This is a genomic window from Porphyrobacter sp. YT40 (genome assembly GCF_006542605.1).
Taxonomy (GTDB): domain Bacteria; phylum Pseudomonadota; class Alphaproteobacteria; order Sphingomonadales; family Sphingomonadaceae; genus Erythrobacter.
The window spans coordinates 2412260-2427760 of the sequence record NZ_CP041222.1 but is presented as its reverse complement, the minus strand read 5'-3'; the positions used below and the strand labels follow the sequence as shown (position 1 = coordinate 2427760).

The following is a 15501-nucleotide window of genomic DNA, read 5'->3' as shown; positions in this document are numbered from 1 at the left end:
GACAAAGGGCACAAGCAATCCGCCCGCACGGGCCAAGGGGATGGTGAGACATGGGTGAGGCGCAGGCGCTCGCAGACCGCGAGCCGTCCGAGAAGGAAATCCGCCTGGTGATCGGTGCCTCGAGCGCGGGCACGATCTTCGAATGGTATGATTTCTTCATCTACGGCACGCTCGCCTATATCCTCAAGGACGCGTTCTACGCGACCGACAACGAAACGCTTGGCCTGCTGCTGGTGTGGTCGACCTTCGCGGTGGGATTCGCCTTTCGCCCGCTGGGCGCGGTGCTGTTCGGCTTTCTGGGGGACAGGCTGGGGCGGAAATATACGTTCCTGGTCACCGTGACGCTGATGGGAATCGCGACCGCCGGGGTGGGTCTGATCCCGACGGTCGACACCATCGGCATGGCCGCGCCGATCATCGTCATCCTGCTGCGCGTCATTCAGGGCCTTGCGCTGGGCGGTGAATATGGCGGCGCGGCGATCTATGTCGCCGAACACGCCCCGCCCGAAAAGCGCGGCTATTACACCAGCTTCATTCAGGCGAGTGTGGCGGGGGGCTTCGTGCTCTCGATCATCGTGGTGCTCGCCTGCCGCGCGCTGATCCCGGCAGACGCCTTTGCCGCTTGGGGCTGGCGCGTGCCCTTCCTGCTGTCGATTGCGCTGCTGGCCATTTCCCTCTGGATGCGCCTCAAGCTGTCCGAAAGCCCGGTGTTTCAGGCGATGAAGGCGGCGGGCGAGACCAGCGGCAACCCCTTCGTGGAAAGCCTGACCTACCCCGGCAATCCCAAGCGGTTGTTCGTCGCGCTGTTCGGGATCACTGGTATCCTGACGACGATCTGGTACACCGGCTTCTTCTCGGCGATGAGCTTCCTGCGCGGGCCTATGCATGTCGCCGATCTGACGGTGGAGCTGGTGCTGCTCGTCTCCGGCCTGATCGTGATGAGCTTCTACGTGATCATTGGCAAATGGTCCGACCGGGTCGGGCGCAAGCTGCCGATCATCATCGGTTCGGCGCTGACGCTGGCGCTGCTGTTCCCGCTGTTTTGGCTGATGGGGAGCTTCGCCAACCCCGCGCTGGCCGACGCTGCGGAGCGCAATCCCGTCGTCGTCAGCGGCCCTGCGTGCGAGACCGATCCCTTCGCCGAGATGTTCCAGCGCGACCAGACCGATTGCGGCAAGGTGCTCGAAACGCTGACCGCATCGGGGGTCGCCTATACCCTGACGGCGGGCGAGACGGTGAGCATCACGGTCGGCGGCAATCCGGTGGCGGTCGATCCGGCATGGTTCGCCGACGGGGCTGCGCGCAAGGCGGGGCTTCAGGCGGCGCTGGGTCAGTATGGCTTCGATTTCAGCAAGCAGCAGCCGCCTGCCGCCAACGTGATCGGCATCGTCGCGGTGCTGCTGGCGCTGGGGATGCTTTCGGCGCTGACCTATGGTTCGGTCGCGGCGCTGCTTTCCGAGATGTTCCCGCCGCGCATCCGCTATTCCTCGATGTCGATCCCCTATCACATCGGAGCGGGCTATCTCGGCGGGTTCCTGCCGCTGATCGCAGGCGTGATCGTGGCGCGCACCGGGGATATCTACGCGGGCCTGTGGTACACTTGGGTCGTGGTCGCCTTCGGGCTGCTGGTGGCCTGGTGGGGCATCCCCGGCGGCCCGCCGCGCGATTTCGCCGACGAATCCGGTGACAAGGCATGAGGCAGACGCGAACCGCCTTTTGCCTCGCCATCGCGCTTGCCGCCGTGCTGGCACCGGCCAGCCTTGTCGCCCAGCAAGCGTCGCCGCCGCCGCCGATCTATCGGCCTCCGCCTGTCGCCTTGGCGCTGCACAAGGCCCATTGCGGCCCCGAGGCGATTGCGCTGCCTGACCGGGGAATCGGCATCGACCGTGTCGCCTTCACCGCCGAGGCGGGGCAGCCCGTCCGGCTGATCCTCTGTCTCGACGACCCTGCAATCGCCGAGGCAATTCCGGTCAACACGGTGGAACGCGCGCTGGCGTTCCTCGCCTATCGTCCGTTCGCGCCGTTCTGGCCCGCCGCCGAAGCGCGCTGGGGCGATGATCTGTCGATCCTGCGCGACGAGGTGCGCCGCACGCCGCTGTCACAGGCGCTGGCGGATTATACCTATGCACCGCAGATGTCTTCGCGTGCCGCGCGCGCCATGGCCACCTCGCGCACCGCAGCCAATGCCGGGGACTATCAATACGCACGCGACGTAATCCTCGCCGATCTTGCGCGGCTTGATGCGGCGCGGCGCAAGGCACCCGACCGCTTCGACGGCGATTTCGAGATGTCGCTGATGCTCTCGCGCGTCGCCTTTCTCGATGCCCTGCGCGATGGGCCCTCGGCAGGCGCGGATTCCTTGCGCGATCTGATCGCGCGTTATCCGATCGCGGAGGAATATCTCCCGAATTCGCTCACCAACCATGCCGCCTTTCTGGCCGAAGCCGGGCGCGGGGAGGAAGCGCTGGAGGTGCTGACGCCGCTGCTCAAGGAATGGCAACGCGGTGATACGGATGCGGATTTTTACCAGATTCCCGGCAGCATCCGCGAATTCAGCTGGATCATGGCCTGCGCCCTTCACCACACCGCCTCACCCGAGGCTGCCGCGCCTTTCGTGCGGCTTGTCCATTCGCGGCGCCGTCAGCCGGTCGATCCCTATGTCGTTTGGACACGCAGCAACGGCGAGATCCGCCTGCGCATGACCAAGTGCATGGGCGACGAGGCAGGTTTCGCCGAGGCGGTGCGGCAAGACCCGCCGGGCATCCTGTCGAGCGCGTGGCTCGAATTGCAGGACGATAGCCGGGCGATGGTCGGCACCGGCGTGTTCGACCTTGAGACCCGCAGGCGGCTCGCGGCAGAGGTCGGCGGCGACTATCGCCCGCTGCCCGAACGCTACCGCCCCGCGCTGAGGGGCTGGATGGGCGATGCGGCGGAAGTATCGCCGCGTGACTGACCTTACTCCTCCCCCGGCCACCCTGCGCCTGACGCCCGATCTGGACGCGCTGGCGGCCAACTGGCGCGCGCTCGATGCGCTGTCGGGCCCGGCGCGGGCCGGTGCGGCGGTCAAGGCGGATGCCTATGGGCTTGGCGTCGACGCCTGCGTGCCGGTGCTGCGCGATGCCGGGTGCGAGGCCTTCTTCGTCGCGCACTGGAGCGAGGTCGCGGGTGTCATTCGCCATGTTCCGGGCGCGCAGGTGTCTGTGCTGCACGGGGTGCTCTCCGATGCCGAATGCGCTTATGCCCGCGCGAGCGGGGCGGTTCCGGTGATCAACTCGCTCGAACAGGCCGAACGCTGGACGGCAAGCGGGGGCGGGCCCTGCCACCTGATGGTCGATACCGGGATCAACCGCCTCGGCATCGCGCCTGCCGAAGCCAGCGACCCTCGCATCGCCGCGCTCGAGATTGACGTGCTGATGAGCCACCTCGCCAGCGCGGACGAGCGCACGGCGATGAACCGAATGCAGGCCGAATTGCTGCGCGAAGCGGCAGACGCCATCCCTCACCGGCGGCTCAGCCTCGCCAACAGCGCGGGGATTGGCCTCGGCGCGGATTTCGCCTTCGATCTCACGCGCCCGGGCATCGCACTCTATGGCGGCGTCCCTCGCGAGGAGCTTGCCGGGCACATCCGTCCGGTCGCGCGCTTCGAGGCGCAGGTGCTGCAATGCCGCCAGATCGCGCCGGGCGAGGGCGTGGGCTACAACGCGACCTTCATCGCTAACACCCACATGCGCGTCGGCACGGTATCGATCGGCTATGCCGATGGCTTCCTGCGCGCGCGCGGCCCCGGCAATGCGCTCTTGCACAACGGGCGGCGGCTGCCGATCCTCGGCAAGGTGTCGATGGACATGGTGGTGATCGACCTCACCGCCGCACCCGATTGCCGGGCCGGGGAATGGGTCGAGGTGCCTTGGGACGTCACCGATGCTGCGCAGCAAAACGGCCTGTCGCCTTACGAAATGCTGACGGTGATCGGGCAAAGATTGCGTCCGCGTTAACTGCCGGAAGCGGTTCTTATTGCACTGCAACTATTGCAGGTGCTAAGACCGGTCACATCGGGATCAGTCACGGGAACGCGCACATAATGGTTGGCAGGGCGAAAGCGGCATCGGGCGAAGCGGGCGATGCCATCACCATCAAGAAATACGCCAACCGGCGGCTCTACAACACCGCCTCATCCAGCTACATCACGCTGGAAGACCTTGCGAAAATGGTGCGCGAGAATGTCGAGTTCCAGGTGCTCGACGCCAAGACCGGGGATGATATCACTCACCAAATCCTGACCCAGATCATCATGGACGAGGAAGCCAGCGGCGGACAGCAGATGCTCCCTGTCAGCTTCCTGCGTCAGTTGATCGGGATGTACGGCAATTCGATGCAGGCGATGATGCCGTCCTACCTCGAAGCCAGCATGACCAATTTCCGCGAGAACCAGTCGAAGATCCGCGAGGCTTTCGAAAAGGGCATCAGCGCGACGCCCTTTGCCGCGCTGCACGAAACCAACATGGCGATGATGCGCGCCGCGGCCGATGTGTTCATGCCCGGCATGGGCAAGGCGAAGGACAAGCCAAAGCCGTCCGCCGCCGAAGCGCCCGATGAAATCGCCGCGCTGCGCGAACAGATGGCAGCGATGCAAAAGAAGCTGGACGAACTCGGCAAATAGCCCGAAGGGCGCGGGCCGAATTCCAACTCCACTCAGAAAGCCCCGACGTGTCTCAGATCCGCCACGCGCTCACCGTCAAGCGCGAAGACGATTTTGCCAAGTGGTATCAGGAGGTGATCTCCGCCGCCGACCTCGCCGAGGAATCGGGCGTGCGCGGCTGCATGGTGATCAAGCCGTGGGGCTACGGCATCTGGGAGCGCATTCAGCGCCTGATGGACGACCGGATCAAGGCGGCGGGCGTGCAGAACTGCTACTTCCCGCTGTTCATCCCGCTCGCCAATTTCACCCGCGAGGCCGAGCATGTCGAAGGCTTCGCCAAGGAGATGGCGGTCGTCACTCATCACCGCCTGATTGCCGATGGCAAGGGCGGGCTGATCCCTGATCCCGAAGCCAAGCTCGAAGAGCCGCTGGTGGTGCGCCCGACCTCCGAGACGATCATCGGCGATGCGATGGCGCGCTGGGTGCAATCGTGGCGCGATTTGCCGCTGCTCACCAACCAGTGGGCCAACGTCGTGCGCTGGGAAATGCGCACGCGGATGTTCCTGCGCACCAGCGAGTTCCTCTGGCAGGAAGGCCACACCGCGCACGAGAACCGCGAACAGGCGCTCGAGGAAACGCACCGCGCGCTCGAAATGTATCGCGCCTGTGCCGAGGATGATCTCGCGCTCCCCGTGATCGCGGGCGAGAAGCCCGAGAACGAGCGTTTCCCCGGCGCGGTCGAGACCTGGTCGATCGAGGCGATGATGCAGGACGGCAAGGCGCTTCAGGCGGGCACCTCGCACTATCTCGGCACCAACTTCGCTCATGCGGCCGGCATCCAGTTTCAGGACCGCGAGGGCGGCCAGCAATATTGCCACACCACCAGCTGGGGCGTGTCGACGCGGCTGATCGGCGGGGTGATTATGACCCACGGCGATGACGACGGGCTGCGCGTCCCGCCCGCGATCGCGCCGCACCAGATCGTCATCATCCCGATGCTGCGCGAAGCGCCCGAGGATGCCGAGCTGATTGCCTATTGCGCCGAGCTGCGCGTGGCGCTGGCCGGGCAGACCGCGCTGGGCGAGCGGCTGCGCGTGCTGCTCGACACCAAGCCCGGCAAGTCCGCTGCCAAGCGCTGGGACTGGGTGAGGAAGGGCGCGCCGATCATCATCGAGGTCGGCCCGCGCGACATGGCCGAAGGCAAGATCGCCCTCCTGCGCCGCGACAAGCTGTGGAATGCCGAGAATGGCAAGCCCGCCTTCACCTATCCGCTCCAGAGCGATTTCGTCGCGCTGGCCGGCGGTTTGGTCGAGGAAATCCAGAAGGGTCTCTACGAGGAGGCCCGCGCCAGGCGCGATGCCAACATCACGCGCGGTGTCGCCGATTGGCAGGCGGTGGTCGATCACTTCGAGAAGGGCGGGAAGTATCCCGGCTGGGTCGAAGTCGAGTGGGCCAAGCCCACCGGCGCGGCGCTCGATGCGGTGGTCGAGAAGCTGAAGTCGGTGAAGCTCACCATCCGCAACGTGCCGCGCGACGGCGATGCGGCGAGCGGCACCTGCATCTTCACGGGAGAGCTGGCGGCCGAACGCATTCTGGTGGCGCGGGCCTATTGAAGTACAAGCGAGCCCCAGCGCAGGCGGGGGCCTCGGGCCGGCATTCTGCATTATCGCCTGAGGTCCCCGCCTGCGCGGGGACTCACCATACTTGTGTTGCGGTCAACTTCCGGCAAGAACAGGGCGCATGATCAAACGCGCCCTTCTGCTTGCCGCCATCGCGGCCGCACCGCTCGCTGCCCAGACCCACCCCGCCGAACAGGTCGCCGAGGAACGCCTCAAGGGCGATGTCGAAACGCTGGTCGGTTTCGGCACGCGCCACACGCTGTCGGTGCAGGATAATCCCGAGCGCGGTATCGGCGCGGCGGTCGATTGGGGGCTGGCGGAATTCAAGCGCATCGGCGCAAAGTGCGGCGGATGTCTTGAGGTTCTGCCGGTCGGTGAAGTCGTACCTGCCGATGGCCGCCGCATCCCCGCCGATACCCTGATCCGCAACGCGGTCGCGATCCAGCGCGGCACCGAGCGGCCGAACGAGGTCGTGATCGTGCAGGGCCATATCGACAGCCGCGTCAGCGACGTGATGGACGCGGTTTTGGATGCGCCGGGTGCCAATGACGATGGCTCGGGGACCGCGCTGGTGCTCGAAGCGGCGCGGGTGCTGAGCGGCACGAAATATCCGACCACCATCATTTACGCCCTGCTCTCGGGCGAGGAGCAGGGCCTCTACGGCGGGCGCATCCTGGCCGACTGGGCCGAAGCACAAGGCTTCACCGTCAAGGCCGTGCTCAACAACGACATCGTCGGCAATTCCTGCGGCAAGGATGGCTATTGCGAGCCGAAGGTGGTGCGCGTCTTCTCCGAAGGCCCGCGCGCCGACCTCACCGATGCCTTGCGCGCGGCGCAGACCCGCTTCGGAGGCGAGAACGACACCCCCTCGCGCAACCTGTCGCGCTGGGTGGCGGGGCTGGCCGAGAAGCACGCGGGCGAAATGCAGGTTCGCCAGATCTGGCGAACCGACCGCATGGGCCGCGGCGGTGATCAGGTGCCGTTCTTGCAGAAGGGCTACCCCGCGATCCGCTTTTCCGTCGGGGTTGAGGATTACGACCACCAGCATCAAGACCTGCGCACCGAAGACGGGGTGTTCTACGGCGACACCATCGACGAGATGGACTTCGCCTATCTCGCCGGGGTGACGAAGCTGAACGTGCGCGCGCTCGATGCGCTGGCCCGGGCTCCGATGCCGCCGGCACTGACTATCGATGGGGCAGTAAAAACTTATACTGATCTCACTTGGACGCCAGTCGATGGCGCCCATGACTACATAATATTCTCTCGGGAAACCTTTGAACCGTTTTGGCATCTATCGAATGCGATATCAGGAACTTTGCAGAATGGCGGCAAGGTCACTTCTCATAGCGAGGGAGATAAGCCAGACGGTATGATTGCTGTGTTCGAAAATGGACTATTCAAGATTCGCCTTGTTGGTGTTCGTGCAGATGACTCGCTTTTTGGTGTGGCAAGCTGTGTTGGCGACCTTGTTTGCTCCCCAGTCTCCAGTGCCGTACCTGGCGGGGCGTTCGAGCCGGTGGGGAAAGAATAACACCAATCCCGTTCGTGCTGAGCCTGTCGAAGCACTGCCTTTTCTTCTGGATCTCTCGACAAGTGAAAGACAGCCCTTCGACAAGCTCAGGGCGAACGGGTAGAGGGTAGGACTATGCCCAAACCTCCCAAACTCCCGCAAGGAATGCCGACCGCCAAACAGGTGCTCGATTTCATCCAGTCCTCCGACATTCCTGCCGGCAAGCGCGAGATCGCCAAGGCCTTCGGGCTGAAGGGGCAGGAGAAGATCAAGCTCAAGGCCCTGCTCAAGGACATGGCGGAAGACGGGCTGATCGACGGCAGGAAAAGCGCCTTCCACCGCATGGGCGGGGTGCCCAAGGTGACGACGCTGAAGATCGTCGCGATCGAGGACGGCGATCTCATTGCCGAGCCCGACAACTGGGACCCCGAAGCCCCCGGCAAGCCTCCGCGGCTCACCATCCGCGAACCGCGCGTGAAGCCGGGCATGAAGCGCCCGCCCGCCTTGAAGCGTGGCGACCGTGTTCTGGCGCGGACCGAAGAACACGAAGATGGCTGGCGCGCCCATGTGATGAAGAAGCTGCCCTCGCGCACCGAGGGTCTGATGGGCGTGGTCGAGATCGACAAGGCGGGCAAGGCGTGGCTCGCCCCGGTGGACAAGCGCGTGCGCCAGTCCGCCCCGATTGCCGATGTGGGCGAGGCCGAAGCGGGCCAGCTGGTGATCGCCGAGCGCGTCGGTCGGTCCGATCGTGCGGGCGTCAAGGTGGTCGAAGTGATCGGCGATCCGCTCGCGCCGCGTTCTTTCAGCATGATCGCGATTGCCAAGCACGGCATCCCGCATATCTTCCCCGATGAGGTGCTGGAAGAAGCCCCGCGTGCGGCCAAGCTGAAACTGTCCGACAAGGCGCGCGAAGACCTGCGGCATCTCCCCATCGTCGCGATCGACCCCGCCGACGCGCGCGATCACGATGATGCTATCTGGGCCGAGCCGGACGGGCAGGGCGGCTACAACGCGCTTGTCGCCATCGCTGACGTAAGCTTCTATGTCCGCCCCGGCTCCGCGCTCGACCGCGAGGCGAGGAAGCGCGGCAATTCGGTCTATTTCCCCGACCGCGTGGTGCCGATGCTGCCCGAGGTGCTCTCTGCCGACGTCTGTTCGCTCAAGGAGGGCGAGGACCGCGCGGCTATGGCCTGTCACCTCCACATCAATGCCGACGGCAAAGTCTCGAGCTTCCGCTTCACCCGCGCACTGGTGCGGATCGCGCACAACATCGCCTATGAGGACGCGCAGAAGGCGGTGGATAGCGGCAGCCCGCCGGAATACCTCGCCAATCTCTGGGCCGCATGGAAGGCGCTCGCCGCCGCACGCGACGCCCGCGATCCGCTCGAACTCGAACTGCCCGAACGTCGTGTCGTGCTTGATGAGCAGGGACGCATCGCCGAAATCGCGATCCGCGAACGCCTCGATGCACACCGCGTCGTCGAGGATTTCATGATTGCGGCCAACGTTGCGGCGGCCAAGGCGCTGGAGGCCAAGACCGCGCCGGTCGTCTACCGAATCCATGAACCGCCGAGCCGCGAGAAGCTGATCGCGCTGCGCGATTACCTTGCGACGATGGGCAAGAAGCTCAGCTTAGGGCAGGTGGTGACGCCGGGCCTGTTCAATCGGATGCTCAAGGACATTGCCGACGAGGCCGAAAAGGCGCTGGTGATGGAGGCGGTGCTGCGCAGCCAGACGCAGGCCTATTACGGCCCCGCCAATGCCGGGCACTTCGGGCTGTCATTGGGCAGCTACGCCCACTTCACCTCGCCGATCCGCCGCTACTCCGACCTCTTGGTCCACCGCGCGCTGGTCGATGCCTACAAGCTGGAGCAGCCCGCCCCGCCGGGCTCGATCCCCGCCACCAGCGGCCTGTCCGACCGCGACCGCGCCAGCCTGCAGCAGATCTCCGATGCGATCAGCCAGACCGAGCGTCGCGCGATGGAGGCCGAGCGCGATACCATCGACCGCTATGTCGCGGCGTGGCTGTCAGCACGGGTGGGCGAGGTGTTCGACACCCGCATCACCGGAGTGCAGGCCTTTGGCTTCTTCGCGACCATCGTCGGGCTTGGCGGTGACGGCCTCGTGCCGATCTCGACGCTGGGCGGAGAATATTTCCGGCATGACGAGGCCGCGCAGGCGCTGGTGGGCACCGACAGCGGCACCACCTTCGCCAGCGGCGACCGGCTCAGGCTGAAGCTGGCCGAGGCCAACCCGCTCACCGGCGCGCTGAAGTTCGTGCTTCCCGATGCCGATGCGCGCGCGATCGAACCGCGCGGCGCCCGTCCCGACGATCGAAAGGGCGGGGCGGGACGCGGGCCGAAGAAGGCGGGCAAGTTCACCGTGGGCAAGCGCGGGCGTCCGGGCAATATCCGTCACCAGGGACGCCGGAAATAGCGCCGCGTCAGTGTTCGCTTTTGGTTTCGTCGTAATCGGCGGGGATGATGTAGAGCGGGCAGGGCAGGCTCCCGGCGGCGGCGGAGAAATGCGTCACCAGCGGGCCGGGCGCGGCGTCCTTCGCAGCGCCCAATACCAGCGCGGCGACTTCGGGATGGTCGGCGAGAAATTCGGTGACGATCTTCTGGCCCTGCCCGATCTTGACCGAGATGGTCGGCATGATCCCGCTTTCGGCGAGCAGATTGCCGGCCACGCCATGCGCCAGCATCTCGGCCCGATCGCGGGCTTCCTCCTCGATGGTGGCCTGCACCGCACCGAAGGCGGAAAAGTTCTGCTGCGGCACCAGCGCGAGCAGATGCACCGCGCCGCCCACCGCGACGGCCCGGCGCGCGGCATAGCGCAGCGCGGCGGTTGCCTCTTCGCTCTCGTCGATGATGACCAGGAATGTGCGCATATTGTCGGGCCCCGTTGGGCTGCGAGGTATCAATGCATTCGTATGGATTGGCAAGCCTCGCACGCGGATTGGCCATTCCGGGTCTTGCCCGACGCTAGGGAATTGGCCAGAGACGGGCCAAGGATCGAACACGGGAGTTTCAACGGATCATGGCCCTCGATATCAAGATGCCGGCTTTGTCGCCCACCATGGAAGAGGGCACGCTCGCCAAGTGGCTGGTCAAGGTGGGGGATACGGTCAGCTCGGGCGACGTGATGGCCGAGATCGAGACCGACAAGGCGACGATGGAGTTCGAAGCGGTCGATGAAGGCGTGATCGCCGAAATCCTGATCGAGGAAGGCACCGAAAACGTGAAGGTCGGCGCGGTGATCGCGCGGTTGGCGGTGGAGGGTGAGGAAGCGGCGCCCGCGCCAACGCCAGCACCTGCCGCCGAGGCTCCTTCTCAGGATGGCCCCGCTGCAACCCCGACCGCCAGGAAAATGGCCGAGCAGGCCGGGATCGACCTTGCCAGCCTCACCGGCACCGGCCCCAAGGGCAAGATCACCAAGGAAGATGTCGAGGGTGCGATTGGCAAGAGCGGCGGCGCAACTGCCGCTCCGGCGCCAACGCCTGCTCCGCCTCCTGCGGCTGCTCCCGCCCCCTCCGGCGAGCGCATCGTCGCCTCGCCGCTCGCCAAGCGGATCGCGGCGGACAAGGGCATCGATCTGGCGCAGGTCAAAGGCACGGGCCCCAATGGCCGGATCGTCAAGGACGACGTCGAGAATTTCACACCAAGCGCCGCGCACGCCTCTGCCGCGACAGCCGTGCCTGCCGCGCCTGCCGCAGCACCCGCCGCAGCCCCCGCGCCGGTCGCCGTCCCCAGCCTCGGCGGCGATCTCGATGCGCCTTATGAGGAGCAGAAGCTCAATAACGTCCGGAAGGTCATCGCCCGCCGTCTGACCGAGGCCAAGCAGACCATCCCGCACATCTACCTCTCGGTCGATATCCGTCTCGATGCGTTGCTGAAGCTGCGCGGGGAGCTCAACAAGAGCCTCGAAGCGGACGGTGTGAAACTCTCGGTCAACGACCTGTTGATCAAGGCCTTGGCGCGTGCGCTCCAGCGCGTGCCCAAGTGCAATGTCAGCTTCCAAGGCGACACGCTGCTGCAATTCACCCGGCAGGACATCTCCGTGGCGGTCGCCGCGCCTTCGGGCCTCATCACCCCGATCATCCGCGACGCGGGTCGCAAGGGCCTCGCCGAGATCAGCACCGAGATGAAGGCGCTGGCAGGCAAGGCCAAGGACGGCAAGCTGCAACCGCACGAATTCCAGGGCGGGACGGCGAGTCTCTCCAACCTCGGCATGTTCGGCACCAAGCAGTTCGACGCGGTGATCAACCCGCCGCAGGCAATGATCCTCGCAGTCGGCGCGGGCGAGCAGCGCCCGTGGGTCGAGGACGGCCAGATCGTCGCGGCCACCGTGATGAGCGCCACCGGCAGCTTCGACCACCGCGCCATCGACGGCGCGGACGGGGCGCAGCTGATGGAGGCGCTGAAGAGCCTCGTCGAGAATCCGATGGGGCTGGTGGTATAATCGACCCTCGCGTCAGGAGAGCACGGATGAAAAAGGCCCTCGCAGCGCTGCTTCTTGCAAGCCTTGCGGCCTGCTCGCCGCCCGCCGGCGACACGCCCGTCGACGCGCCCAGCAGCCCAGTTGCCGCCGCAACGCCAGCGGCGCTCAGCCCCTCGGGCGAGAGCGCGGATGTTCCCAGTAAGGCCTATGACGGCACGATTCCCATGGCGATCGTGATCGGCAGCGAGGGCCCGGAAACCGACGCCTGCGGCACCTTGGCCAAGGTCAAGCCGCTTGACGGGCAGGATGTGGACTATCTCTCCGTCCGCGACGCGCCCAGTGGATCGACCAAGGAGCGCGACCGGCTCGAACCCGGGCAGCAAGTGTTCGTCTGCGCCGGCGATGGCGATTGGAGCGGCGTGGTCTATGCCGCGCCCGGTTCCGAACCGCAGGACTGCGGTGTCAGCTCGCCGGTCGCTGCGCAGGAGCCCTACAGGGGCTCGTGCCGCCAGGGTTGGGTGGTGACGCAATACCTCGAAGTGCTGGCGGGCTAGGGCTGTGAGCGAGCGACTACCCCAGATCCGCGTAACCGCCATGCCGGCCGACACCAATCCCTATGGCGGGGTGTTCGGCGGGTGGCTGATGGCGCAGATGGCGCTGGGCGCGGGGAGCCTCGCAAGCCGCGTGGGGCAGGGCAAGGCGGTGGTGGTCTCGGCCACCGACTTCGCCTTTCCCGGCGCGATGGCGGTGGGGGACGAGCTTTCGGTCTATTGTGACGTGCTCGCCACCGGCACCACCTCGCTCACCATCGCTGCCGAAGCCATCGCGCGGGAGCGCAACGGCGAGGTCACCACACTGGTCGCCAAGGGCACCTTCAAATTCGTTCTGATCGGGGACGACAACCGCCCCCGCGCGATTGCCGCGAGCGCGGCGCTTCTCCTCCCCAAGGACAATACCAATGGCTAATCAATATGACGTGATCGTGCTCGGCTCGGGCCCCGGTGGCTATGTCGCGGCGATCCGCTGCGCGCAGCTTGGGCTCAAGACCGCGATCGTCGAGCGCGAGAATCTGGGCGGTATCTGCCTCAACTGGGGCTGCATCCCGACCAAGGCGATGCTGCGCTCGGCGGAGATCTTCCACTACATGCAGCACGCGGGCGATTATGGCCTGAAGGTCGCAGGCCAGATCGAGGCTGACCTCGCCGCGATCGTCAAGCGCAGCCGCGGGGTCGCCAAGCAGCTCAATCAGGGCGTGACGCACCTGATGAAGAAGAACAAGATCACCGTCCATATGGGCGAGGGCGCGCTGACCGGCGCAAACAGCCTGACGGTGAAAGGCGAAAAGGGCGAGGAGCAACTCACCGCCAAGCATATCATCGTCGCCACCGGCGCCCGCGCGCGCGACCTGCCTTTCGCCAAGGCGGACGGCAAGCGCGTGTGGACCTATCGTCACGCGATGACCCCGGCGGAACTGCCCGAAAAGCTGTTGGTGATCGGTTCGGGTGCCATCGGCATCGAATTCGCGAGCTTCTACAATGACCTCGGCAGCGAGGTGACGGTTGTGGAAATGCTCGACCGGATCGTGCCGGTGGAGGATGCGGACGTCTCGACCTTCCTCGAGAAGAGCCTCAAGAAGCAAGGCATCACGATCATGACCGGCGCAGGAGTCGAGGGAATCACCGTTTCGGACAAGGGCATCAAGGCCAAGATCAAGGCGAAGGACGGCAAGGTTGCCGAAAGCGATTTCACCCACGTGATCGTCGCCATCGGCATCGTGCCCAACACCGAGAATATCGGGATCGACAAGCTGGCCGAAATGGACCGTGGCTTCATCCAGATCGACCCTTATGGCCGAACCAAGTCCAAGGGCCTGTGGGCCATCGGCGATTGCACGCCCGGGCCGTGGCTCGCACACAAGGCAAGCCACGAGGGCGTGACCGCCGCCGAGGCCATCGCCAAGGAACTCGGCAACACCGAAGTCCACCCGCACCCGCTTAACCGCAACAACATCCCGGGCTGCACCTATTGCCACCCGCAGATCGCCAGCGTCGGCCTGACCGAGGCCAAGGCGAAAGAGGCGGGCTACGAGGTCCGCGTCGGCAACTTCCCCTTCATCGGCAATGGCAAGGCGATTGCGCTTGGCGAGGCAGAGGGCTTCATCAAGACCGTGTTCGACGCCAAGACCGGCGAGTTGCTGGGCGCGCACATGGTCGGCGCGGAAGTGACCGAGCTGATCCAGGGCTACACCGTCGGCAAGACGCTCGAGACCACCGAGGCCGAGCTGATGCAGACCGTCTTCCCGCACCCAACGCTAAGCGAGATGATGCACGAAAGCGTGCTCGACGCCTACGGCCGAGCGCTGCACTTCTGATGGCCGCATCCGGAACCGAGGCGCAGGGCTCCGACAAGCTGGGGGGCGAGGACTGGGCGGGCGAAATGGGCGCGCGCTGGCTCGCCAGTCTCGACCGCTTCGAAGGTATGATCGCGCCCATCGGCGAGGCGCTGCTGGCACGGGCGGGTTATCAGCCCGGCGAGCGGGTGCTCGATCTCGGTTGCGGCGGCGGGGCAACCACGCTGGCGATTGCCGAGGCGGTGGGGCCGCAGGGCGCGGCGCTGGGCCTCGACATCGCGCCCATGCTGATCGAGAGGGCGAAGGCGCGCGCAGCGGCAGCGGGCAGCCCCGCGCGCTTCGTCTGCGCCGATGCCGCGACAGCGCAACTCGCCGAACCGCCCTTCGACCGCCTGTTCTCTCGCTTCGGCTCGATGTTCTTCGCAGAGCCCGTGCCCGCCTTCGCGAACCTGCGCGCCATGCTCAAACCGGGCGCGCGGATCGACCTCGCGGTCTGGGCCCATCCGCGCGACAATGCCTGGATGATGGAGGTCATGGGGGTGGTGCGCCGGTATGTCGAGATCCCACCCGCCGTGCCCCGTGCGCCCGGCCCCTTCGCCTTCGAGGATCTCGGCTATCTGGAAGGCATCCTCACCGCCGCCGGCTTCACCGCGATGGAGGTTGCCGCTTACGAGGGTGAGCAGGCGGTGGGCGGCGCTGGTGCCTCTCCACAGGAGGCCACCGACTTCGTGCTCGCCTCGATGGCCGCAGGGCGCATCCTTGCCGAGCACGGGGAGCAAGTGCTGACCGCCGCCCGCGCCGATCTCACCGCGCTGTTTTCGCGCCACTATCGGCCCGGCGAAGGCGTGATGCTCGGCGGCAAGGCATGGCTGGTGACGGCACGGGCCTGACCGACGAACAGCACACACAGCTCGACGACTTGCATGAGGCATCAACATAG

At 66.0% G+C, this 15501-nt stretch carries 13 protein-coding genes; 12 read left to right on the top strand and 1 reads right to left on the bottom strand.

Annotated elements, in window-relative coordinates:
* Positions 1 to 50: 50 nt before the first annotated feature.
* The 7 genes from E2E27_RS11360 to rnr all read left to right on the top strand — a co-directional run bounded on the left by E2E27_RS11360 (position 51) and on the right by rnr (position 10207).
* Positions 51 to 1697 (top strand): MFS transporter, encoded by a 1647-nt coding sequence (locus E2E27_RS11360; protein WP_141459257.1) that lies wholly within the window; start codon positions 51 to 53, stop codon positions 1695 to 1697.
* Positions 1694 to 2953, top strand: a complete 1260-nt coding sequence (locus E2E27_RS11355; protein WP_141459255.1) for a hypothetical protein — start codon at positions 1694 to 1696, stop codon at positions 2951 to 2953. Before E2E27_RS11360 ends, E2E27_RS11355 begins: the two co-directional genes overlap by 4 nt.
* Positions 2946 to 3995, top strand: coding sequence for an alanine racemase (gene alr, locus E2E27_RS11350; protein WP_234036030.1), 1050 nt, complete (start codon positions 2946 to 2948; stop codon positions 3993 to 3995). Before E2E27_RS11355 ends, alr begins: the two co-directional genes overlap by 8 nt.
* Before the next feature lie 86 nt (positions 3996 to 4081).
* On the top strand, positions 4082 to 4660 hold the full coding sequence (phaR, locus tag E2E27_RS11345) for a polyhydroxyalkanoate synthesis repressor PhaR (protein WP_141459251.1): 579 nt from the start codon (positions 4082 to 4084) through the stop codon (positions 4658 to 4660).
* A gap of 47 nt (positions 4661 to 4707) precedes the next feature.
* Entirely contained in the window at positions 4708 to 6252 is a 1545-nt protein-coding gene (locus tag E2E27_RS11340) for an aminoacyl--tRNA ligase-related protein (protein ID WP_141459249.1), read from the top strand.
* Between the two features lie 127 nt (positions 6253 to 6379).
* A complete protein-coding gene (locus E2E27_RS11335) occupies positions 6380 to 7792 on the top strand; it encodes a M20/M25/M40 family metallo-hydrolase (protein WP_141459247.1) in 1413 nt (470 codons plus the stop codon).
* A gap of 144 nt (positions 7793 to 7936) precedes the next feature.
* Positions 7937 to 10207: a ribonuclease R gene (rnr, locus tag E2E27_RS11330; RefSeq protein ID WP_141459245.1), complete on the top strand. Its 2271-nt coding sequence runs from the start codon at positions 7937 to 7939 to the stop codon at positions 10205 to 10207.
* Between the two features lie 7 nt (positions 10208 to 10214).
* Here the strand turns inward: rnr and E2E27_RS11325 are convergent, their stop codons facing one another.
* A complete protein-coding gene (locus E2E27_RS11325; RefSeq protein WP_141459243.1) occupies positions 10215 to 10661 on the bottom strand; it encodes a universal stress protein in 447 nt (148 codons plus the stop codon).
* 149 nt (positions 10662 to 10810) lie between these two features.
* On the opposite strand from E2E27_RS11325, the gene E2E27_RS11320 reads away from it, so the two are divergent.
* The 5 genes from E2E27_RS11320 to E2E27_RS11300 are packed head-to-tail and all read left to right on the top strand — an operon-like array spanning position 10811 to position 15451.
* On the top strand, positions 10811 to 12232 hold the full coding sequence (locus tag E2E27_RS11320; RefSeq protein WP_141459241.1) for a 2-oxo acid dehydrogenase subunit E2: 1422 nt from the start codon (positions 10811 to 10813) through the stop codon (positions 12230 to 12232).
* A 26-nt stretch (positions 12233 to 12258) separates the two neighbouring features.
* Positions 12259 to 12765, top strand: a complete 507-nt coding sequence (locus tag E2E27_RS11315) for a hypothetical protein (protein WP_141459239.1) — start codon at positions 12259 to 12261, stop codon at positions 12763 to 12765.
* A gap of 40 nt (positions 12766 to 12805) precedes the next feature.
* Positions 12806 to 13177 carry an acyl-CoA thioesterase gene (locus tag E2E27_RS11310; RefSeq protein ID WP_141459237.1) on the top strand — a complete coding sequence of 124 codons (372 nt, stop codon included), beginning with the start codon at positions 12806 to 12808 and terminating at the stop codon, positions 13175 to 13177.
* Positions 13170 to 14582 carry a dihydrolipoyl dehydrogenase gene (gene lpdA, locus E2E27_RS11305; RefSeq protein ID WP_141459235.1) on the top strand — a complete coding sequence of 471 codons (1413 nt, stop codon included), beginning with the start codon at positions 13170 to 13172 and terminating at the stop codon, positions 14580 to 14582. The genes E2E27_RS11310 and lpdA overlap by 8 nt, the downstream gene beginning before the upstream one ends.
* Entirely contained in the window at positions 14582 to 15451 is an 870-nt protein-coding gene (locus tag E2E27_RS11300) for a class I SAM-dependent methyltransferase (protein WP_141459233.1), read from the top strand. The genes lpdA and E2E27_RS11300 overlap by 1 nt, the downstream gene beginning before the upstream one ends.
* Positions 15452 to 15501 lie beyond the last annotated feature (50 nt).

What these genes read in the sequence shown, in the direction of transcription:
- E2E27_RS11360 (WP_141459257.1), top strand. Translation starts at nt 51, where the DNA reads ATGGGTGAGGCGCAGGCGCTCGCAGACCGCGAGCCGTCCGAGAAGGAA.
- E2E27_RS11355 (WP_141459255.1), top strand. Translation starts at nt 1,694, where the DNA reads ATGAGGCAGACGCGAACCGCCTTTTGCCTCGCCATCGCGCTTGCCGCC.
- phaR (WP_141459251.1), top strand. Translation starts at nt 4,082, where the DNA reads ATGGTTGGCAGGGCGAAAGCGGCATCGGGCGAAGCGGGCGATGCCATC.
- E2E27_RS11335 (WP_141459247.1), top strand. Translation starts at nt 6,380, where the DNA reads ATGATCAAACGCGCCCTTCTGCTTGCCGCCATCGCGGCCGCACCGCTC.
- rnr (WP_141459245.1), top strand. Translation starts at nt 7,937, where the DNA reads ATGCCGACCGCCAAACAGGTGCTCGATTTCATCCAGTCCTCCGACATT.
- E2E27_RS11325 (WP_141459243.1), bottom strand. Translation starts at nt 10,661, where the DNA reads ATGCGCACATTCCTGGTCATCATCGACGAGAGCGAAGAGGCAACCGCC.
- E2E27_RS11320 (WP_141459241.1), top strand. Translation starts at nt 10,811, where the DNA reads ATGGCCCTCGATATCAAGATGCCGGCTTTGTCGCCCACCATGGAAGAG.
- E2E27_RS11315 (WP_141459239.1), top strand. Translation starts at nt 12,259, where the DNA reads ATGAAAAAGGCCCTCGCAGCGCTGCTTCTTGCAAGCCTTGCGGCCTGC.
- E2E27_RS11310 (WP_141459237.1), top strand. Translation starts at nt 12,806, where the DNA reads ATGCCGGCCGACACCAATCCCTATGGCGGGGTGTTCGGCGGGTGGCTG.
- lpdA (WP_141459235.1), top strand. Translation starts at nt 13,170, where the DNA reads ATGGCTAATCAATATGACGTGATCGTGCTCGGCTCGGGCCCCGGTGGC.
- E2E27_RS11300 (WP_141459233.1), top strand. Translation starts at nt 14,582, where the DNA reads ATGGCCGCATCCGGAACCGAGGCGCAGGGCTCCGACAAGCTGGGGGGC.